Raw genomic sequence first — 20,333 nt, 5'->3', positions numbered from 1 at the left:
AAATGAAAAGAGCATTTATTAAACCTACTTTAGCAGCAGCTCTAGCTGCAGTATTTGCCGCAAGTTGTGGTACTACAGGGCCAACAATTACTTCAACCCCTATAGAAAATATAGATCAGCAACCCCTAAAAACTTCAGATTTAAATGAAGATCAATTAAAAGCTTGGGCAGGTGCAGATTTAGTGACCGATACCATTCCTGGTATGAGCGTACAAAAAGCTTACGATGAAATTATTAAAGATTTTCAAGGTAAAACGGTAATCGTTGGTGTGGTCGATAGTGGTGTAGATATTGAACACGAAGACCTTAAAAACGTAATTTGGACCAACGAAGATGAAATTCCGGGTAACGGAATCGACGACGATAAAAATGGTTATGTAGACGATATTCACGGTTGGAATTTCTTAGGAAATACCATCGAAGAAAATTTAGAATACGTTAGAATTCTGAAAAATCTAAAACCTAAATACGATGGTAAAGATGCTTCAGATATTGCTGAAGCCAATAAAGAAGAATTCGCACTTTACGAAAAAGCTCAAAAAGAGTATGATGAAGAGTATAGCGAAATCTCTAGAAACGTAAACTATTACAATCAGCTTAGTCAACAAATAGCTTCAGCGAGAGCAGCTGTTTCAGAAAAACTAGGAAAAGAAGATTTCACTAAGCAAGAATTAATGGCAATGGAAGCTGAAGAAACTTCTCTTCAGCAACAAAAAGGGTTACTTCTAAACATTATGAATAACGGTGGGGAAGATTTAGATGATGTTGCTTCTCAAATTCAAGGTGGTATCGATTATTACCAAGGAAGATTAGATTCTCACCTTAATTTAGAATTAGAAGGAAGAAAAACAGGAGACAACCCAGACGATCTTACCGATACTAATTATGGTAATAACGATGTAGACGGTCCAGATCCTAAAAAAGCAGATGCTAAACACGGTACACACGTTGCCGGGATTATTGCAGCAGAACGCAACAACGGTATCGGGATGAATGGTGTTGCTAGAAATATAAAAATTATGGCAGTTCGTGCAGTACCTGATGGTGATGAGTACGATAAAGACATCGCTTTAGGTATTCGCTATGCAGTAGATAACGGAGCAAAAGTAATTAACACGAGCTTTGGTAAATACTATTCTACACATCCGGAATGGGTAATCGATGCCATAAAATATGCCGCTAAAAAAGATGTTTTAATCGTAAATGCAGCCGGTAACGATGCTTTAGATATGGATGCAACTCGTATCTATCCTAACGATCAAACACCAGATAATAACGAAGAAATTGCAGATAACTTCTTAACGGTTGGTGCATCTAATTTCGATTATGGTTCAGATTTAGTAGCGAGATTTTCTAACTACGGGCAAACCAATGTAGATGTTTTTGCACCAGGTACTAAAATTTGGTCAACTACGCCAAACGACGAATACGAATTTTTACAAGGAACATCGATGGCTTCTCCGGCGGTTGCAGGAGTTGCAGCTATGATTCGTTCTTTATACCCAAAACTAAGTGCTGCAGAAGTAAAAGATGTATTAATGAAGAGTGGTTTAGCTTCACCACAAGAAGTAATGGTGGGTGGTAACTCAGACGATATTCGACCATTTGCAGAGCTTTCTGTTTCAGGAAGAATGGTAAATATGTATAACGCCTTAATTATGGCGAGCAAAATGTAATCCTTTTTTAGGATGAATTTTTTAATATCAATTTTTCTTTGAGATGTTGAATTGGATTTATTTTAAATTTTTTGAGTTTTTAGGCAAAAAACGTAGCTATAGCATTAGCTACAGCGAGGCTTTTTAACGCAGAAAATGGGAAAATTTATATAATTATAGATAACATCTTAAGGTGAAATTGGTATAAGGGCGTGAACTGGCTTATCTTAGCAAAGTGAACGCCCTTTATTTTTAACTTAAAATTTAAAATTTAAAATTCTATGAAATTTAAACTTCAAAGTTTATTGTTTTCTCTTTTAGTGACGGGAGCAATTACCGCACAACAACGATCTGGCTATTGGCAACAAAAGGTAGATTACAAAATGGAGGTAGCCATGAATGTAAAAAACTACCAATACGATGGGGAGCAAGAACTTACTTATACCAATAATTCTCCAGATACCTTAACCAAAGTATTTTATCATTTGTTTTTTAATGCTTTTCAGCCGGGAAGCCAAATGGACGCTCGTTTGCAAAGCATTCAAGATCCCGATGGCAGAATGGTGAATAATTTAGGAACGCGTGAAAATCCTGAATTCGAAAGTAGAATTAGCAAGCTTAACGAAGATGAAATTGGCTATTTAAAGGTGAAATCGTTAGAACAAGACGGTAATAAATTAAACTATGAAACCGTAGGAACGATTTTAGAAGTTGAATTACACGAAGCTTTACTTCCGGGAGAAGCTACCACTTTCGAAATGGAGTTTGAAGGTCAAGTACCTGTACAAATAAGACGTTCGGGTAGAAATAATGCGGAAGGCGTAGCACTTTCAATGACGCAATGGTACCCAAAATTAGCGGAATACGATTTTGAAGGTTGGCATGCAGATCCTTACATCGGACGCGAATTTCACGGCGTTTGGGGAGATTTTGATGTAAAAATCACCATCGATAAAGATTATATTCTTGGCGGAACCGGTTATTTACAAAATCCACAAGAAATTGGTTACGGTTACCAAGAAGAAGGTCAAAAAGTAAAACGTAAAGGCAAAAAGATCACTTGGCATTTTAACGCACCAAACGTACACGATTTTACGTGGGCTGCCGATCCAGATTTTATTCACGATAAATTAAAGGCAGAAGACGGTACAATGCTTCATTTCTTATACAAAGATAATGATGAAATTAAAGAGAACTGGAAGAAACTTCAGCCAAAAACTGCTGAATTATTAGCGTATTACAATGAGCATATTGGCCCATATCCTTACGATCAATATTCTGTGATCCAAGGTGGTGACGGTGGTATGGAATATGGTATGTGTACCTTAATTACCGGTGAAAGAAGCTACGAAAGTTTAGTAGGCGTTACCGCTCACGAATTTGCACATTCTTGGTTTCAGTTTATTTTGGCGACCAACGAATCTCAGCACGAATGGATGGATGAAGGTTTTACCACTTACATTTCTAGTTTAGCTGAAAATGAAATTTTAAATAAAAACAACGACAACCCGTTAAGCGGTTCTTACCGCGGTTATAATTATTTAGCCAACTCTGGGCAAGAACAACCGCTTTCTACGCACGCTGATCGTTACCAAACCAATATGAATTACGGGATCGGCGCTTATAGCAAAGGTTCTGTTTTCTTAGCGCAATTAGGTTATGTAATTGGTGAAGAAAACCTGGCAAAAACCTTAAAGCGTTATTACCAAGAGTGGAAATTTAAACACCCAACGCCAAACGATTTTATTCGCGTAGCTGAAAAAGTAAGCGGAGCAGAATTAAGCTGGTACCTCAATGATTGGACGAGAACAACCAACACCGTAGATTACGGCATTAAATCTGTTGAAGCAGCCGGAAATGGATCAGAAATAGTTTTAGAAAGAATCGGACAAATGCCAATGCCCATTGAAGTGGAAGTAACTTTCGACGATAATTCTACACAAAACTATTACATCCCGTTAGCGTTAATGCGTTGGGAACAAAAAAATAACGGCAACCAATTGGAAGATTGGGATTGGGGACACCCAACCTATTCATTTGAAATTGAAAAAACCGGAATTAAAAAAATAGAGATCGATGCGAGTCAGCATATGGCAGATGTTGATCGTAGCAATAATGTTTGGGAAAAGTAATTTTGTGTTAGGGATAGCAGTGAAAATCCCGCAATGGAGCAAAGCGAAATGAGGAATTGAAACGAATAGCCCGACCCGAAGGGAAACACCCAAAAAACATGACAAAAACCTTTCAATTGTAAGTTGAAAGGTTTTTTTTTGATTATTAATTAATCAGGAATATTTTTTGCAAGCGTCATGCTGAAGTTGATTCAGCATCACATGAAGCTATGAAATTGAATACTGAAAATTGAAAACACATCGACAAGCTCAGTGTAAGAACTATTCTAAATTTCGGAGATTGAATATTAAACAATGAAGCAAACCTTAGGAAAAACCGAAAAGCTCAAAAGCAAAATCGTTATTTCAACCTTGTTTGAAGAGGGCAGAAGCATAAAAAGTTTTCCGTTTAAATTGGTTTATTTACGCTTAACCAATAACGCTACGCAGCATCAAGCGGCATTTTCGGTACCTAAACGCAGCTTTAAATTAGCGGTAGATCGCAATCGTTTAAAGCGATTAATGCGCGAAGCTTACCGAAAAAATAAAACGATCTTGGCCGAAGAAGAACATCGCTATGCACTAATGTTTATTTACTTAGGTCGAAAGAAATTCAGTTTACCGGAGCTGGAAAATTCCATTCAAAAAATATTGACTAAATTTAGGGAGCAAGAACAAACCGAATGAAGATGAAGAAACGAATTATATTACCGATCACTGCCGTGGTTATTTTTTTAACGACCACTTCTTATAAATCAGATTTTTTTGAGATCGCGAAGCAAATAGAAATTTTCACGACGCTTTTCAAAGAAATCAATATGAATTATGTCGATGAAACCAATCCGGCAGATTTGATGGATACGGCGATCACGGCAATGTTGGCAGATCTAGATCCTTACACGGTTTATTGGAACGAGCGGGAAGTGGAGCAGGCGAGAATTCAAAATTCGGGAGAATACACCGGTATTGGTGCTTCGGTACAAACCAAAGACCATAAAATTACCATTATCGAGCCTTACAAAGGTTATCCGGCCGATAAAGCCGGTTTAAAAGCCGGAGATGAAATTATAAAAATTGGTGATGTAGATTTATCACAATTTGAAAATGATGCGGGAGAATTGCTAAAAGGTTCTGCAGGAACTTCAGTTCAACTTACTTTTAAACGCCAAGGCAAAACTAAAACCACACAATTAAAAAGAGAATCGGTAGAGTTGCACGCCGTTCCTTATTCAAAATTAATCGATGGTGATATTGGGTACATCGTGCTTTCTAAATTCAACAGAAAAGCTTCATCAGAAGTCGCTACCGCTTTAAAAGAATTAAAAGAACAAGGCGCAAAAAAAATTATTTTAGACCTGCGTGGTAATCCCGGTGGTTTATTAACCGAAGCCGTAAATACCACCAATATTTTTGTCGATAAAGATGAGGTGATCACCACTACAAAATCAGTGATCGAAAAGTACAACAAAACCTATAAAACTCAGCGTGACCCGATGGATAAAGAAATTCCGTTAGCGGTGTTGATCAATGGTAGAAGTGCTTCTGCCAGCGAGATCGTTTCCGGTGGTTTACAAGATCTAGATCGCGGTGTGGTGATTGGTGCCAGAAGTTTTGGAAAAGGTTTGGTACAACGTCCAAAAAAACTCACCTATAACACACAGATGAAAGTGACCATTTCTCGTTATTACACGCCTAGCGGAAGATGTATACAAGCTTTGGATTATTGGAATCGTGATGAAGAAGGCAAAGCGGTAAGAACGAAAGCTGAAGATTATAACGAATTTACCACACGTAACGGAAGAAAAGTGTACGACGGTGGCGGAATTTTACCAGATGTGCAATTAGAAACTTCTAAATATAGCGGTGTGACGCAAGCCTTAATGGAGAAAAATGCCATTTTCGATTATGCGACCAATTACTATTACAACCATCAATTACCGCAACCGGAAGCCTTTGAGTTTACCGATGCCGATTACGAAGATTTTAAAAAATACTTGAGTTCTTCAGATTTTGATTATACCACCAAAACTGAAAAAGAACTAAAAGAGACGTTTAAAATAGCTAAAGAAGAAGGTTTTAATGATGAAATTAAAAGTCAATACGAGCGACTGCTTAAAGAGATCGAAAAAGCAAAAACGCAAGATCTAGACGAAAAGAAACCGGAAATCGTGAGTTTATTAACCGATGAAATTATCAAGCGTTATTTCTACCAAGAAGGTTTATACGATTACTATATTGAAGAAAATCCGGAGATCATTAAAGCGAAAGAAATTTTAAATAACTCGAACGAATACAATAAGATTTTAGGGAGATCTTAATTTGAAACTTATCGTCATGCTGAACTTGATTCAGCATCGCATTAACAAGATTTACTCGCTTACTAAGATGAGATTCCGTGTTAAGCACGGAATGACGACGACTTTAGAATGTCACTTCGAGCGTAGTCGAGAGGTCTTTATAAATAACAAAAACTAAAATTCTATTTCATCACTCCAACTTCAATACCAAGGTTTTTTAAACACTTTTCCGCTTTGGGAAGGGAAAGACCTATTCGATTTACAGCAATTTGAAATTCCTAAAACCTCAACCACTTTACTTCAAACTGACTTAGAAATTTCGCCCAATTTAGTATTGGGAAAACGTGCGGAAGTTTTTTTTGCGGAAGCGATTAAACAATCTTCTCAGTATGAAGTCATCGCTCAAAATTTGCAACTCATTCACAAAAAGCAAACCTTGGGTGAATTCGATTTTTTTCTGAAAGAAAACTCGACGCAACAACTTATTCATACAGAATTAGTCTATAAATTTTACGTCTACGATCCTCGTTTTGAAAATGAACTTGACCGCTGGATCGGGCCCAACCGTAAAGACACGTTGCTCAAAAAAGTTGAACATTTAAAATCGCATCAATTTCCGTTATTATATCGAGAAGAAAGCACAACATTACTTCAACAACAAGAAATTGAATTAGAAAAAATTGAGCAGCAAGTCTGTTTTCTAGCAAATTTATTTGTGCCAAAATCTTTACTTCAGCAGCAATTTGAATTCATCAATAACGATTGCATCTTAGGCTATTGGTTGCACGAACACGAATTTACCGAAGCCGAATATGGCGAATTTCAATTTTACACTCCTAAAAAGCCTGATTGGCCGGTAGAACCTCAACATCACCAAGATTGGAAACCGTTTCAAGAAATTTTAAAAGAGGTAAATTATTTACTTCAGCATCAAAAAGCAGCTTTGATCTGGATGAAAAAAGACGAATATACTTTTGAACGCTTTTTTGTGGTTTGGTGGTAATTTTAAAAATTAAAACTAGCGTTTATCGGTCACCACGCGGTAGGTAGGATCTTCGATAATATTTACATCGATCACGGCTTCTGCGTTACTTAATAGCTTTCTACAATCGCCACTCAAGTGTTTTAAATGTACTTTTTTGTTCTGCTTAGCGTAAAGCTCGGTAAGTTTATTTAAAGTTTCGATCGCCGACATATCTACGATTCTACTTTCGCTGAAATTGACAATAATTTCTTCAGGATCTTTAACCGCATCAAACTTCGTCATAAATGTGGTGGTTGAACCGAAAAATAATGGTCCGTAGATCTCATAATGTTTTACGCCGTTTTCATCGATATGTTTTCTGGCACGAATACGTTTAGCGTTATCCCAAGCGAAAACCAAGGCTGAAATAATTACTCCGATCAATACGGCTAAAGCCAAGTTATGTAAGAATACAGTAATTAAAGTAACCAATAACATTACAAAAATATCGTGTTTTGGCATTTTGGTAAAGACTCTAAAACTCGCCCATTCAAACGTACCAAACGCCACCATAATCATTACTCCAACTAAGGCTGCCATCGGTAATAATTCGATCACCGGAGCGCCCACAAGAATAATGGTTAAAATGGTAATTGCAGCAATAATCCCTGAAAGTCGAGCACGAGAACCCGAAGATAAATTCACTAAAGTTTGTGCGATCATTGGGCAACCACCCATTCCGAAGAAAAAGCCGTTAGCTATATTTGCCGTTCCTTGCGCTACACATTCTCGGTTACTTTGTCCTTTTGTACCGGTAATTTCATCTACCAAATTCAAGGTTAATAAACCTTCCGTTAAACCAACGGCTGCCATAATTAAACCATAAGGCAAAATAGTTTTAAATGCTTCATACGTAAAAGGAATATCCGGAATATGAAATGGAGGTAACGTACCACTTACAGATGCAATATCTACCACTTGTTTAGTATCAATTCCGAAGAAATAAACAATCGCAAAAACCACAATGATAGCCACTAACGAAGAAGGAATCGCTTTAGTGAATTTTGGTAAAATCACGATAATAGCAATCGTTAAAGCAACTAAACCGGCCATAATTAGAAATGGCGTTCCCGTGATCCATTCTACATTATCGCCGACTCTCACTTTGAACTGTTCGAGTTGAGACATAAAAATAATAATGGCCAAACCGTTCACAAAACCAAACATTACGGGTTGTGGTACAAGTCGAATAAATTTTCCTAATTTGAATAATCCCACAATGATCTGAATGATCCCGGCAATGATCACCGCTCCAAATACGTATTCTAATCCGTGAGAAACCATTAAGGCAATAAGTACGACTGTTGTTGCGCCGGCACCACCAGAAATTAATCCCGGACGACCGCCTAAAACCGCAGTAATTAGGCCCATTATAAACGAAGCATATAAACCAACTAGCGGAGGAAAGCCGGCTAAAATGGCGAACGATAATGATTCTGGGATCATCGTCATCGCTACCGTTAATCCTGCTAAAATTTCGGTTTTATAATCTACTTTTTGTTTAAAGTCGAAAAGATTGAGAACTTTTTTCATGCTTCGCTAAAATTTTAAGCGTGCAAAAGTAATTATAAATGGCGCTTTAGCCAAAAGCTAGGCCTTTAACTTTGTGTGAATTAATTTTTTAGCATCGCAATATGCGGAATTCCATCTTCTAAATAACCTTCACCTATTTGTTTAAAGTTGTGAGTTTCATAAAAATGAGTGAGGTATTGTTGTGCAGAAAGTTTGATGGTGGTTGTTTGATAACGCTGCTGAATTTCTTCTACAGAAGCTTTTAAAATTTGATGACCGTAACCAAATTTTCGTTCGGTTTCTTTCACTACAACACGACCAATAGCGGCTTCTTCAAAATAAATATTAGGAGCAAAACAACGGGTGTAAGCCACGATTTTCCCTTCTTTTTTGCCAAGAATATGAAGTGCTTTTTCATCTTTACCATCAATATCTTGATACACGCAATCTTGCTCGACTACAAAAACTTCAGAACGAAGTTGAAGGATTTGATATAATTCTGAAATTGTTAATTCTTGAAAGGTTTTAGTTTCGAGTTGCAGCATAAATTAATCTTGAACGATGATCGATTTGTTATCGGGTTTATCGAATTCCGGTTGAATATTGATATGGTTAATTCCGTAGGCGTGAATTTCTTTCTCAATTTTCACTAATATTTCATCAAATTCTGAAAGTGTGATGTCTTTATTAAAATCGACGTGCGCTTCAAGATGAACTTCATTCTCATTGAGTTGCCAAACATGAATGTGGTGCATATTTTTTACTTCTTCAATTTCGCAAACTTTAGAAGCAATGGCCTTTAACGGAATTTCGGTAGGAGTAAATAACATTAACACCTTAAAACTATCGCGCAGCAGGTCCCAACCCACAAATATTAAGTACAAAGCAATAATGGCGGTAAGTAAACTATCGACCCAAAAAACTTGGTAAAACTTCATGAGAAGTCCGCCGATTAACACCGCGACAGAAGCTAACATATCGGTTAATAAGTGTAAATATGCCGAGCGCATATTCATATTGGTTTTGCTGTCTTTTTTCATTAATAAGACACTTAAACCGTTACCGGCGATAGCAAGAATTGCTAACCAGATCACCATATTCGATTCGATAGGTTCGGGATGAAAAAACCGAACTACCGCTTCTTTTATTAAAATAATAGCGATCACAATTAAAGAAAGTGCATTAACAAAAGCGGCAATAATTTCTGCACGCTTATAACCAAAGGTTTTATTGTAGGATGCTTCTTTGCCGGCAATTTTATTAGCGATGTAGCTAATGATTAGAGAAACTACATCGCTAAAATTATGTAATGCATCAGATAGTAAAGACAAACTTCCGCTAATAATCCCACCTATAATTTGGGCAACGGTGATCCCGATATTCAACAATATTGAATACCAAAGATTTTTACCTTTTACGGCATGATGCGTATGTCCTGAATGTTGATGCATAGATTTATTGGCAAGCAATTTTATCTACCCGACGTTGGTGTCTTCCACCTTCAAATGGCGTATCTAAAAATGTTTTTACCATTTCTACCGCTTGAGGTAACGAAGTAAATCTAGCCGGTATACTTAATATATTCGCATCATTATGTTCTCTGGCCAATTGTGCTAATTCTTTGGTCCAACATAAAGCAGCTCGAACTCCTTGATGTTTATTAGCCGTCATAGCTGCACCGTTACCGCTTCCGCAGATAATAATACCAAGATTTACTTTTTCTCCTTCTACATCGTTCGCAACAGGATGAACAAAATCTGGGTAATCTACACTGTCGGCCTCATTAGTACCGTAATTTACCACTTCTATATCTCTGTTTTCCAGATACTTTACAATTTGATTTTTGTAGTCTGTACCAGCGTGATCGTTACCGATAGCAATTTTCATGAGATTGGATTTTAAGTTAGGCTGCAAAGGTAAATAATCGCTTATTAACGGGAAGAATTATGCTTGTTAATTAAAATTTTTAAAGTGCTTGTTTTCAAATTTTTAAAAATTAACAGCAAATGTGAATAACTATAAATGAAATCTGACAAAGTTTTTTTGATTATCTCAGAAAAAATTCAATCAGAACAATTTTTCGTATTTACCAAATAAGTTTTTCAGTTTCTAATAAAAAGTTATTCATAGTCGATAACAGGTTATCAACATCAATTTTTCAACTAAACAATTCACTTTTCCAATATCAACAACACATTTCAGAATTGTTAATAACGTGTAAAGACAATTTCATTTACAGCGATTTAAAATTAACAATCACTGTGAATAGCTGTTGAATTTCGTTCGATAATCATAAATCAAAATATTATTTCAACAAATTTTACCGCTATTCACAGACAATCATATATCATCATTTAGATTTTAAAATTTTTAAAAAAAGAATATTTATTATGTATACTGTTAATAACAACTAAGCTTAGGTAATTTTTAAATGAGAGTTGTATTTAAATTCTTCGAAAAGTAGCTTTGCGTTCTCAAATTCTTCGAAAAGTAGCTTTGCGTTCTCAAAGTCTTCGGGATGAACTTTTAGATGAATACCTCCCGAAGGTGAAGAATAAAAAGGAAGTAGACCTATAACTGTTTCGTTCTGAAAAAAGAAACGAATAGCTTCGCGTTCTAAAATAGATTTTAAAATCGCATACTGAAAGGGATTGCTAAACGTAGCTAAATATAAATAGTTGCTCATACCTAATTTGTAAGAATAAAAATACTATTTAATTGCTTAATTACTAGTGACTAACGTGAATGGCAGAAGTTCTAGAAATTAAAATAGGTGAAGTAGTAGATTCTAGTAAACTATTGATTATTAGAAATATAGAAGCGATCCCTAATAGGAAAATACAGATAAATAGAAAGTATAAACGCTTCTGTTTGTACATTTTAGCTTCGAATTATAACTCTAATTTAAGAAATTTTAGGTTTTAATTAACACTTAAAGATGAAGAAAATTTAAATTGTATGTAAAGTTTTTGTAAGCGCTACTTAACAAAACTTTAATCGAAAAGAAATATATTCTAATTATTTAAACGTACTTTTAGAAACAATTGAGAAAAGAATAAATGGCAAAAAGAAGAAGTAAGAGTAAGAAAAAAAGAACTCATAAAATACCAGGTCTTTCTAAAAAAATCTTAGATATACTCAGAAGCAATGCTAACCAAAGCATTAATTACAAACAAATTGCTGCTAAACTTGATGTAAACGATGCCAATAGCAGAAATCAAATTATTAAAGAATTAGCAAAGCTTTCTAAAGGCAAACAAATTATACAAGTAGAATCCGGTAAATTCCAGATCAACGAACGCGTAAATTATTTTACAGGAATCTTAGATATGACCACCCGAAAAGATGGTTATGTTGTGGTTGAAGATCAAGAACAAGATATTTATGTACCCGGTAACAATTTAAATCGGGCGTTAGACGGCGATGAAGTAAAAGTTTACGTGTATAGAAGCCGAAGAGGAAGAAAACCCGAAGGTGAAGTTGTTGAAATTTTAAAACGAAAAAAAGAGAATTTCGTAGGTGTTTTGCACCTCAACGACAATTTTGGATTTGTAGAAATACAGAATCCAAAAATGTATACCGATATTTTTATTCCGAAAGAAAACTTAACGAAAGACGCTAAAAACGGACTCGTAGTTTTAGTAAAAATGGAAGGTTGGCCCGAGAAAAAAGATTCGCCAACCGGTAAGATTTTAGAAGTTTTAGGTGAAGCGGGTGAACACGAAACCGAGATGCAATCGATTTTAGCATCGAATGGTTTACCCACAGATTTCCCAAAAGAAGTGGAAGAATTTGCGAATAAATTAGATACTTCTATTCAAGAAAAAGAAATTAAAAAGCGTCGCGATATGCGAGATACGCTTACGTTCACGATCGATCCAAAAGATGCGAAAGATTTTGATGATGCGCTGAGTTTTAAAATTTTAGAAAACGGTAATTACGAAATTGGTATTCATATTGCCGATGTTTCGCATTACCTGCAACCCGGTACTATTTTAGATGAAGAAGCTTACGAACGTGGTACTTCTATTTATTTAGTAGATCGTGTCGTGCCGATGCTTCCGGAAGTTTTATCAAACAACGCTTGTTCGTTACGACCACACGAAGAAAAATATACCTTTTCTGCAGTTTTTGAAATTAACAAAAAAGCTGAAGTAGTGAATAACTGGTTCGGAAGAACGGTAACTTATAGCGATGCCCGTTTTGCTTACGAAGAAGCTCAACATATTATCGAAACCAAAAGAGGCGAGATCCCAAATAAAATATCCCTTACCGGTAAGCTTTACGAAACTACGCCAGAGATTGTAGATGCAGTACTAACTTTAGATCGATTAGCTAAAAAAATGCGAACCAAACGGATGGCTAGCGGAGCAATTTCTTTTGATAAGGTTGAAGTAAAATTTAATTTAGATGAAGATAACGAACCGATCGGTGTGTATTTTAAAACTTCACAAGATGCAAATAAACTTATCGAAGAGTTTATGTTGTTAGCCAATAAAAAAGTTTCAGAATTTATAGGAAAACAAGAACCACAAAAAACCTTTGTGTATCGTTGCCACGACGAACCGAACGACGAAAAATTAGCAGCGCTAGAGAACGTTGTCGGTAAATTTGGGTATAAGCTTAACCTAAAAGATCGAAAAGCCGTAAGCAAGTCTTTAAACGGACTTTTAAAAGATGTTCAAGGGAAGAAAGAACAAAACATGGTCGATACCTTAACCATTCGTACGATGAGCAAAGCCTATTACAGTACGCAAAATATTGGTCATTACGGGTTGGCTTTCGATTATTATTCGCATTTCACTTCACCTATTCGTCGTTATCCCGATGTGATGGCGCACCGTTTATTGCAGCGCTATTTAGACGGAAAAAATTCTGCCAACGAAGAAGATTACGAACAGCGTTGTAACCATTGTAGCGATATGGAAATGTTTGCGACCAATGCAGAACGTGATTCGATCAAGTATATGCAAGTGAAGTTTATGCAAGATCACCAAAACGAACAATTTTTGGGTGTAATTTCCGGCGTGACCGAATGGGGAATTTACGTAGAGATCGAGCAAAATAAATGTGAAGGAATGGTGCGTTTACGAGATATAAAAGAAGATCATTTTGAGTTCGATCAAGAGAATTTTGCAATCGTAGGTCGAAACTCCAAGAAAGTTTATCAATTAGGAGATGAAGTTTACGTCACGGTAAAAAACGCCGATCTCGTAAAACGTCATTTAGATTTTAACCTGATTGGTGCAAGAGAAGAAGTAGAGGTTTAGGGCGTTACCCTTTGGGTCGGGCTTTCGGCAGTCGCTTTTTAGATAATTAGTTTTATTAACACTAATTATCTAAAAGAGCTCCAACAAAGCCTCAATCCCTAACGCATTAGTCTGTTTTATCTTATCTCTTTTAGTTAAAATGTATTTATTGTAAATATTTAATAATTAGTTTTTTAGATGAGGTATTAAATTTTAATTTTATTTCTTTTTACCGGTTTATTTTGTAGCTCTCAAATTATAAATTGTGAAGAAATAGAGTATTCTAATAAATATGAAAATAAGAAGTATTCAACTTATCATTATGTGAAAAGTAGTTTCAGTAGAAGAAATTTTCAAGTATTTATTTTAAATGATACTATTTTTTCTAAGGTAATTAAAAAAATACCAAAAATCTTTAATGAAAATCCAAGCAGGATGTTACCGATTTTATGTTTTGGGTATTTCAGAATTTAATATTGAAAATATTTCCAAAATCGAAAAAGACTTAATTATCAATTTCATCATTGAGATCAATCAATACAGAAGTTCTAAAAATCTTTTTACGGTAAGTGAAAATTTAAGTGAAATAAAACAAATTCATTATTTTAAATCTTCTGAAGATTTATGTGATTATATGATCTGTAAATAAAATATTGTATTATGAAACAGCTTTTTACCGATGTATGGGGAATCTTAGGACCAATTCTTATCATATTGGTCCTAATAATGTTTATTAGATTTTATTTTCTGTTGACCAAATACCTAAAATTGAAAATTAAAGAATTAGAGAAGAACAGTGAGAAATAAAATTTTTAAGAAACAGTAATCCAATTAGAAATAGCGATGTTTTCACTACCCATTCTAATAGTGCTGAGTAAATTATGTGACATGAAAAACTTAATATTTTATTTAAAAATATCGACAATACTTATTTTATTATTATTTCCTATTCCTGCTGGTAAAGGTATAATTTTACCTTTAGGAGGTATGATGTTTACTTTTATTTATTATCCGGTAATTGATCTTTCAATACTTAAACAAGAATATTTATTTTCAATCGATTTTTTAATATTTTTTTTCTACGTTATTTCAATAGCATTAATTTTTAGTAAAAAAATAATACCATTAATAGGCTATTTATTAAGTATAATACTAATTTTTTATTTGTTATTTAATAGTAAAGTAGACTCTTCAATTACAATTGTTGCATTAATAGCTTTTACAGGAACTAGTTTATTAAATATGTTTTTATTACTTAAAAAGCATAGGTCTATTTTTAATAATTGATTTAATAATAAGTCTATTGATAATCAAAAAGGAACTGTTTCAATTCAGTTCCTTTTTTCGTTTAAAAAATTTGCATTAACACGTTTTTAGAACAAAACCATCATTAAGATTGTATTTTTGTAATAGAAAATAGTCAATTCAACACCTTATGAAAAAGTTATTGTTTTTGTTCTTGCTAAGTTTAAGCGCTTCTGTATTTGCACAAGAAACAGAAATAGCGATTAACGAAGAATTTTCAGAAATCAAGATTTACAGTAAAATTCAGGCGACTTTAATTCCTTCCACAGAAAATAAAATTGTAGCAACCGGTTTCGATAAAGACGAAATTGAAGCGAAAGTAAAAGGCAATACCTTAAAAATTAGGTTAGGCTTAGGGAATATCTGGAGCGAGACCGATACCAAGATCAAAGTATATTATAAAACTGCAGAGGTTGTCGATGCTAACGAAGGCGCTTACGTAGAAATCGCAGAACATGTAGAACAGCCTTTACTTACGTTAAACTCACAAGAAGGAGCGCAAATTATTGCCGGCTATTTAAATGTTGAAAAATTAGAAGTTAAAAGTGTAACCGGTGGTTACGTGCAAACGCGTGGCAATGCAAAAGAGCAAATTATAGAAGTTAAAACCGGCGGCCAATACGATGGCGAAGATCTAGAAACTAAAACTACCGAGGTAAAAGTGCAAGCAGGCGGAAATGCTGAGATAAAAACTTCAGCGTATTGTAAAGCTAAAGTACAAGCCGGTGGTAATATTAATATTTATGGCGATCCTGAAAAAGTAGATCAAAAAGTGACTTTAGGCGGAAATATTAACCTAAGGTAAATTTCAATGATCTATTGCTTACCTTTGTGTAATCAAGATTAGAACACCCTATTTATGCTACAAGACATTTTTGCCGGAATTCCGTTAGGCTTCTTTTTGGCCTTTTTACTGGGTCCTGTATTTTTTGTTTTGCTAGAAACTGCTGCTATTAAAGGTTTTAAGGCGGCTGTTTTTTTTGATATCGGTGTAATTTTAGCCGATATTTTCTTCTTATCGATCGCTTATTTAGGGACTAGCAAACTTCTAAATAGCATAAAAGACGATCCTGCACTTTTTATATTTGGTGGTTGTGTAATGGCAACTTATGGCGTAATAACCTTTGTAAAAGAAAAGAAAGCGATTCCGCATCCCGATGATGAAGATGGTATTCGAAAGTTGAAGAAAGGTGCTTTATTTCAGCTCATGTTCAAAGGTTTTCTACTGAATTTTGTAAATATTGGCGTGCTAGGTTTCTGGTTAGGATTAATCATTGTTTTTGGTCCGCAGTTAGAAATGGATCCAAATCGATTGTTGGTATTTTTTACAACGGTGATCAGTACTTATTTCATCATCGATCTATTGAAAATTTTATTAGCAAAACGTTTAAATCATAAATTAACACCTACCCGAATTTATCGTTTAAAACGAGGGATAAGTATTGTAATTATCGTTTTTGGATTGGTCTTGGTTTCTAGAGGAATTTTCCCTTCAGAATTAGAAGAGTTAGAAAGTAAAGTGGAGCATGTGATCCCGAAGAGTGATAACGACGAATCATAAAAAAAGCCTTTCCATTTGGAAAGGCTTTTTTGTTGAGGTGCCGAGCGGATTCGAACCGCTGTACATGGTTTTGCAGACCACTGCCTAGCCACTCGGCCACGGCACCCTTTATAATTAAGGACTGCAAATGTAATAATTTTTAGCTAAAAGCAAACATTTATCTTGCTTTTGATAATACAATCGTTACATTTTCTACATCGCCTCCCAATGGCGGATTTATTTTAGAAACGGCCACTTCAGCTTGTTCAACCATTTCTAACTCCTCAAAGATGCGATCGATAATACGTTTGGCAACGTGCTCTAAAAGTTTAGCGCGTATAGCCATTTCTTCTTTTACAATTCGGTTAAGATGCACGTAATCAACGGTATCTTTTAATTCATCTGAAATAGATGAAGCTTCCAAAGAGGCGTGAATTTCTAGATCTACGCGGTAATCACTTCCTATTTTTCCTTCTTCAGTTAGACAACCGTGATTGGTGTACACACGTATATTATTCAGCTTTATAATTCCCACAATATTATTTTTTTACGAATATACTATCTAAATTTTGAATTTGCTTAAATTAACAAATGCCCAATAATGCCTACTAAAAATCCTAAATTAGCTCCTAAAGCAGGTACCCAAGTATGATTAAGTTTGGCTTGCGGTGCGATATCTTCAAAAATTAAATATAAAATACCACCACTGGCAAATAACATTAAAGCTGAAGTAATTTCTGGTTGATCTTGTAAAAAATTATAGCCAATTAACGAACCTACAATTCCGCTAAAACTTAAAATGAATAAAAGCGTAAGAGTTTTTTTAGCTGAAAAACCCGTGGATCGTAAATCTTTATAGGAATTGAAACTTTCAGGTAAATTCTGTAAACCAATGAAAACAGCCAGTAAAATTCCTGTTTTGTTATCGGTAGCAAAAACAGCACCCAGCGCAATGGCTTCGGGAATAAAATCCATCAACATCGCTAAAAGTTGAGCAATTTTTCCTCCTTTTTTGGCAATTAATCGATCGAGCATAAAAAAGCAAATAGAACCTAAACTAAACCAAAGAACAACGGGGAAAACAGCTAATTTTTCAATGCCTTTTGGGATCAAGACTAAAGCTAACGCAGAAACAATAATACCGCCACCAAAAGCAGAAATACCGTGGTTAATTTCTTTCATCAATAAACTAGTTGATGAAGATTTTTTTTCAACGAGTTGAGCAATTATTCCGCCAATAAACACAGTAATTCCCGATAAACCTGAATACAGAATTATTTTTTGAAGTTCAGTCATCATTTAGTTTTAGATTATAAAATTATAAAACCTTTTGAAGTTATTCACTACATTTTAATTTTTGATAACTTTGCGGCTTTACAAGAAAAAATTATGGCAGAAGAAAAGAAGTCACTCAATTTTATAGAACAAATTATAGAAGACGATCTAGCGACGGGAGGTTATCAAAAGGAAGATCTAAAATTTAGATTTCCGCCAGAACCTAATGGCTATTTACATATTGGTCACGCCTCGTCGATCAACTTAAATTTTGGTTTAGGTTTACGCTACAATGCGCCGGTAAATCTTCGTTTTGATGATACCAATCCTATTAAAGAAGAAAAAGAATTTGTCGATTCGATCAAGCGTGATGTAGAATGGTTAGGATTTAAATGGGCAAAAGAGTGTTACGCATCAGACTACTTTCAGCAATTGTATGATTGGGCAGTAGAGATGATTAAAAATGGCGATGCTTATGTAGACAGCCAAACTTCTGAAGCGATTGCCAACCAAAAAGGAACACCAACCGAACCTGGTAAAGAAAGTCCGTATCGTGAGCGTTCTGTAGAAGAAAACCTAGAACTTTTTGAAGCGATGAAGAACGGCGATACTCCGGAAGGAGCGCATGTACTTCGTGCTAAGATCGATATGACTTCTTCTAATATGTTAATGCGCGATCCAATTATGTATCGTTGTGTACATAAAGCGCATCACAGAACTAATGACAAGTGGAAAATTTACCCGATGTACGATTGGGCACACGGAGAAAGTGATTTTATCGAATCGATCTCTCATTCATTTTGTACCTTAGAATTTCTTCCGCATAGAGAATTATATAATTGGTTTGTAAATAAAGTAAGCAAACCGGAAGAATTTCAACCTAAACAGCGAGAGTTCGCACGTCGTAATTTAAGTCATACGATAGTTAGTAAACGTAAATTAGCGCAATTGGTAGAAAAAGGATTGGTAGAATCTTGGGATGATCCGCGAATGCCTACTATTTCAGGTTTACGAAGAAGAGGTTACACACCAAATTCTATTAGAAAATTTGCTGAATCGATTGGAGTAGGAAAGCGTGAAAATATCATCGATCTTTCTCATTTAGAATTCTGCGCTCGAGAAGATTTAAATAAAACTGCACCACGAGTAATGGGTGTTTTAGATCCGGTAAAATTAGTCATTACCAATTACGAGAAAGAAGAAGAATGGCTAGAGGCAGAAAACAATCCTGAAGATGAAAATGCAGGAAGCAGACAAGTACCTTTTTCAAAAGAATTATATATTGAAAGAGAAGACTTTAAAGAAAGTGCGAACCGTAAATTTTTCAGATTAACTTTAGGAAAAGAAGTACGTTTAAAGAATGCTTACATCATCAAAGGAGAAGATGTAGTTAAAGATGAAGAAGGAAATATCACCGAAATACATTGTACCTACGATCCGTTAAGTAAAAGCGGTAGTGGTACAGAAGAGTCTAAACGTAAAGTAAAAGGAACCTTACATTGGGTTTCTATTAAACATGCGGTTGCCGCAGAAGTACGTTTATACGATCGTTTATTTACAGTGGAAGCTCCAGATGCAGATAAAGAAAAAGATTACTTAGAATTTGTAAATCCTAATTCGTTAGAAGTCATTACCGGTTATGTAGAACCAAGTTTAAAAGAGGCAAAGGAATTAGAACAATTTCAGTTTCAACGAATCGGTTATTTCTGTGTAGATCAAAGTAGTACTTCAGAAAAATTAGTCTTCAACAGAACCGTAACGCTAAGAGATTCTTGGGCTAAGAAAAAATAAGTTTTTTCAATTTAGCTGATCAAAGCGCATTCAATAATTAAGATGAATGCGCTTTTTTTATGTGGAAATAATTCAGATTTCATTAAGATAATTTTAGCATTGAATTTCAGGATATTAACCGGTTATTAACAACAAGCAAGACCGATAAATGTTAAATTTGAAGGAACTAATCATTAACCTTTAAAAACAAGAATTATGGCAAATAATACAGGAACAACCATCTTAGCTTTACTAACCGGTGCTGCAATTGGTGCAGGAGTAGGTTTACTTTACGCTCCAGATAAAGGAGAAAATACACGTAAGAAACTTAATAAAGAAGCTAAAAAAGCGAAGAAGAGATTAGATGAGCAAGTTAAAGAAACCTCTTCTAACTTATCTGAATCTGCTAAGAGCGCAAAACTTAATTTCGAATCTAAATTAGAAGAAACACTTTCTTCAGCAAGCTATAAAGCAGACGATATTCTTTCTGCAATGGAAGAAAAATTAGAAGCCTTAAGAGAGAAAAACGCAAAATTTCAAAAAGAAGTTAAAAAAGAAGAAGTAAAGACCAATGTTAAAAACGCAACAGCGTAGT

General features: G+C 35.0%; 19 protein-coding genes and 1 tRNA gene. 12 read left to right on the top strand and 8 right to left on the bottom strand.

Annotation, left to right across the window (positions count from 1 at the left end):
- The first annotated feature begins 2 nt into the window (after positions 1 to 2).
- The 5 genes from G551_RS0109035 to G551_RS0109015 all read left to right on the top strand — a co-directional run bounded on the left by G551_RS0109035 (position 3) and on the right by G551_RS0109015 (position 7,066).
- On the top strand, positions 3 to 1,676 hold the full coding sequence (locus G551_RS0109035; protein WP_027885275.1) for a S8 family peptidase: 1,674 nt from the start codon (positions 3 to 5) through the stop codon (positions 1,674 to 1,676).
- Between the two features lie 260 nt (positions 1,677 to 1,936).
- Positions 1,937 to 3,787, top strand: a complete 1,851-nt coding sequence (locus G551_RS0109030) for a M1 family metallopeptidase (protein ID WP_036243582.1) — start codon at positions 1,937 to 1,939, stop codon at positions 3,785 to 3,787.
- Positions 3,788 to 4,081: 294 nt separating this feature from the next.
- Entirely contained in the window at positions 4,082 to 4,453 is a 372-nt protein-coding gene (gene rnpA, locus G551_RS0109025) for a ribonuclease P protein component (protein ID WP_027885273.1), read from the top strand.
- Positions 4,454 to 4,455: 2 nt separating this feature from the next.
- Entirely contained in the window at positions 4,456 to 6,084 is a 1,629-nt protein-coding gene (locus G551_RS0109020) for a S41 family peptidase (protein WP_027885272.1), read from the top strand.
- A 163-nt stretch (positions 6,085 to 6,247) separates the two neighbouring features.
- Positions 6,248 to 7,066: a DUF1853 family protein gene (locus tag G551_RS0109015; protein ID WP_084626391.1), complete on the top strand. Its 819-nt coding sequence runs from the start codon at positions 6,248 to 6,250 to the stop codon at positions 7,064 to 7,066.
- A 15-nt stretch (positions 7,067 to 7,081) separates the two neighbouring features.
- Here the strand turns inward: G551_RS0109015 and G551_RS0109010 are convergent, their stop codons facing one another.
- The 5 genes from G551_RS0109010 to G551_RS0108990 all read right to left on the bottom strand — a co-directional run bounded on the left by G551_RS0109010 (position 7,082) and on the right by G551_RS0108990 (position 11,285).
- Complete coding sequence (locus G551_RS0109010) at positions 7,082 to 8,620, bottom strand: SulP family inorganic anion transporter (RefSeq protein ID WP_027885270.1); 1,539 nt, start codon at positions 8,618 to 8,620, stop codon at positions 7,082 to 7,084.
- Positions 8,621 to 8,700: 80 nt separating this feature from the next.
- Positions 8,701 to 9,144 carry a GNAT family N-acetyltransferase gene (locus G551_RS0109005; protein ID WP_027885269.1) on the bottom strand — a complete coding sequence of 148 codons (444 nt, stop codon included), beginning with the start codon at positions 9,142 to 9,144 and terminating at the stop codon, positions 8,701 to 8,703.
- A gap of 3 nt (positions 9,145 to 9,147) precedes the next feature.
- On the bottom strand, positions 9,148 to 10,050 hold the full coding sequence (locus G551_RS0109000) for a cation diffusion facilitator family transporter (RefSeq protein ID WP_027885268.1): 903 nt from the start codon (positions 10,048 to 10,050) through the stop codon (positions 9,148 to 9,150).
- A gap of 4 nt (positions 10,051 to 10,054) precedes the next feature.
- A complete protein-coding gene (gene rpiB / locus G551_RS0108995) occupies positions 10,055 to 10,486 on the bottom strand; it encodes a ribose 5-phosphate isomerase B (protein ID WP_027885267.1) in 432 nt (143 codons plus the stop codon).
- 529 nt (positions 10,487 to 11,015) lie between these two features.
- Positions 11,016 to 11,285 carry a putative signal transducing protein gene (locus G551_RS0108990; RefSeq protein ID WP_027885266.1) on the bottom strand — a complete coding sequence of 90 codons (270 nt, stop codon included), beginning with the start codon at positions 11,283 to 11,285 and terminating at the stop codon, positions 11,016 to 11,018.
- Between the two features lie 373 nt (positions 11,286 to 11,658).
- Between G551_RS0108990 and rnr the strand changes: the two genes are divergently transcribed.
- The 5 genes from rnr (at position 11,659) to G551_RS0108965 (ending at position 16,714) form a co-directional block, all read left to right on the top strand.
- On the top strand, positions 11,659 to 13,869 hold the full coding sequence (gene rnr, locus G551_RS0108985; RefSeq protein WP_027885265.1) for a ribonuclease R: 2,211 nt from the start codon (positions 11,659 to 11,661) through the stop codon (positions 13,867 to 13,869).
- A 397-nt stretch (positions 13,870 to 14,266) separates the two neighbouring features.
- Entirely contained in the window at positions 14,267 to 14,497 is a 231-nt protein-coding gene (locus tag G551_RS0108980) for a hypothetical protein (protein ID WP_027885264.1), read from the top strand.
- Between the two features lie 239 nt (positions 14,498 to 14,736).
- Positions 14,737 to 15,135, top strand: coding sequence for a hypothetical protein (locus G551_RS0108975; RefSeq protein WP_156876773.1), 399 nt, complete (start codon positions 14,737 to 14,739; stop codon positions 15,133 to 15,135).
- Between the two features lie 148 nt (positions 15,136 to 15,283).
- The gene (locus G551_RS0108970; RefSeq protein ID WP_027885262.1) at positions 15,284 to 15,958 is read left to right on the top strand and encodes a head GIN domain-containing protein; all 675 of its coding nucleotides are present in this window, start codon (positions 15,284 to 15,286) and stop codon (positions 15,956 to 15,958) included.
- Between the two features lie 54 nt (positions 15,959 to 16,012).
- On the top strand, positions 16,013 to 16,714 hold the full coding sequence (locus tag G551_RS0108965) for a LysE family translocator (protein WP_027885261.1): 702 nt from the start codon (positions 16,013 to 16,015) through the stop codon (positions 16,712 to 16,714).
- Between the two features lie 35 nt (positions 16,715 to 16,749).
- Here the strand turns inward: G551_RS0108965 and G551_RS0108960 are convergent.
- The 3 genes from G551_RS0108960 to G551_RS0108950 all read right to left on the bottom strand — a co-directional run bounded on the left by G551_RS0108960 (position 16,750) and on the right by G551_RS0108950 (position 17,989).
- Positions 16,750 to 16,820, bottom strand: a tRNA-Cys gene (locus tag G551_RS0108960).
- Positions 16,821 to 16,871: 51 nt separating this feature from the next.
- A complete protein-coding gene (gene folB, locus G551_RS0108955; RefSeq protein WP_027885260.1) occupies positions 16,872 to 17,228 on the bottom strand; it encodes a dihydroneopterin aldolase in 357 nt (118 codons plus the stop codon).
- A 44-nt stretch (positions 17,229 to 17,272) separates the two neighbouring features.
- The gene (locus G551_RS0108950; protein ID WP_027885259.1) at positions 17,273 to 17,989 is read right to left on the bottom strand and encodes a ZIP family metal transporter; all 717 of its coding nucleotides are present in this window, start codon (positions 17,987 to 17,989) and stop codon (positions 17,273 to 17,275) included.
- Positions 17,990 to 18,082: 93 nt separating this feature from the next.
- On the opposite strand from G551_RS0108950, the gene G551_RS0108945 reads away from it, so the two are divergent.
- Complete coding sequence (locus G551_RS0108945) at positions 18,083 to 19,759, top strand: glutamine--tRNA ligase/YqeY domain fusion protein (protein WP_027885258.1); 1,677 nt, start codon at positions 18,083 to 18,085, stop codon at positions 19,757 to 19,759.
- A gap of 195 nt (positions 19,760 to 19,954) precedes the next feature.
- The gene (locus tag G551_RS0108940) at positions 19,955 to 20,332 is read left to right on the top strand and encodes a YtxH domain-containing protein (RefSeq protein ID WP_027885257.1); all 378 of its coding nucleotides are present in this window, start codon (positions 19,955 to 19,957) and stop codon (positions 20,330 to 20,332) included.
- Position 20,333 lies beyond the last annotated feature (1 nt).

It is taken from the genome of Mesonia mobilis DSM 19841, assembly GCF_000423405.1.
Classification (GTDB): domain Bacteria; phylum Bacteroidota; class Bacteroidia; order Flavobacteriales; family Flavobacteriaceae; genus Mesonia; species Mesonia mobilis.
The sequence above is the reverse complement of the archived record's forward strand: the minus strand, read 5'-3'. Positions and strand labels throughout refer to the sequence as shown.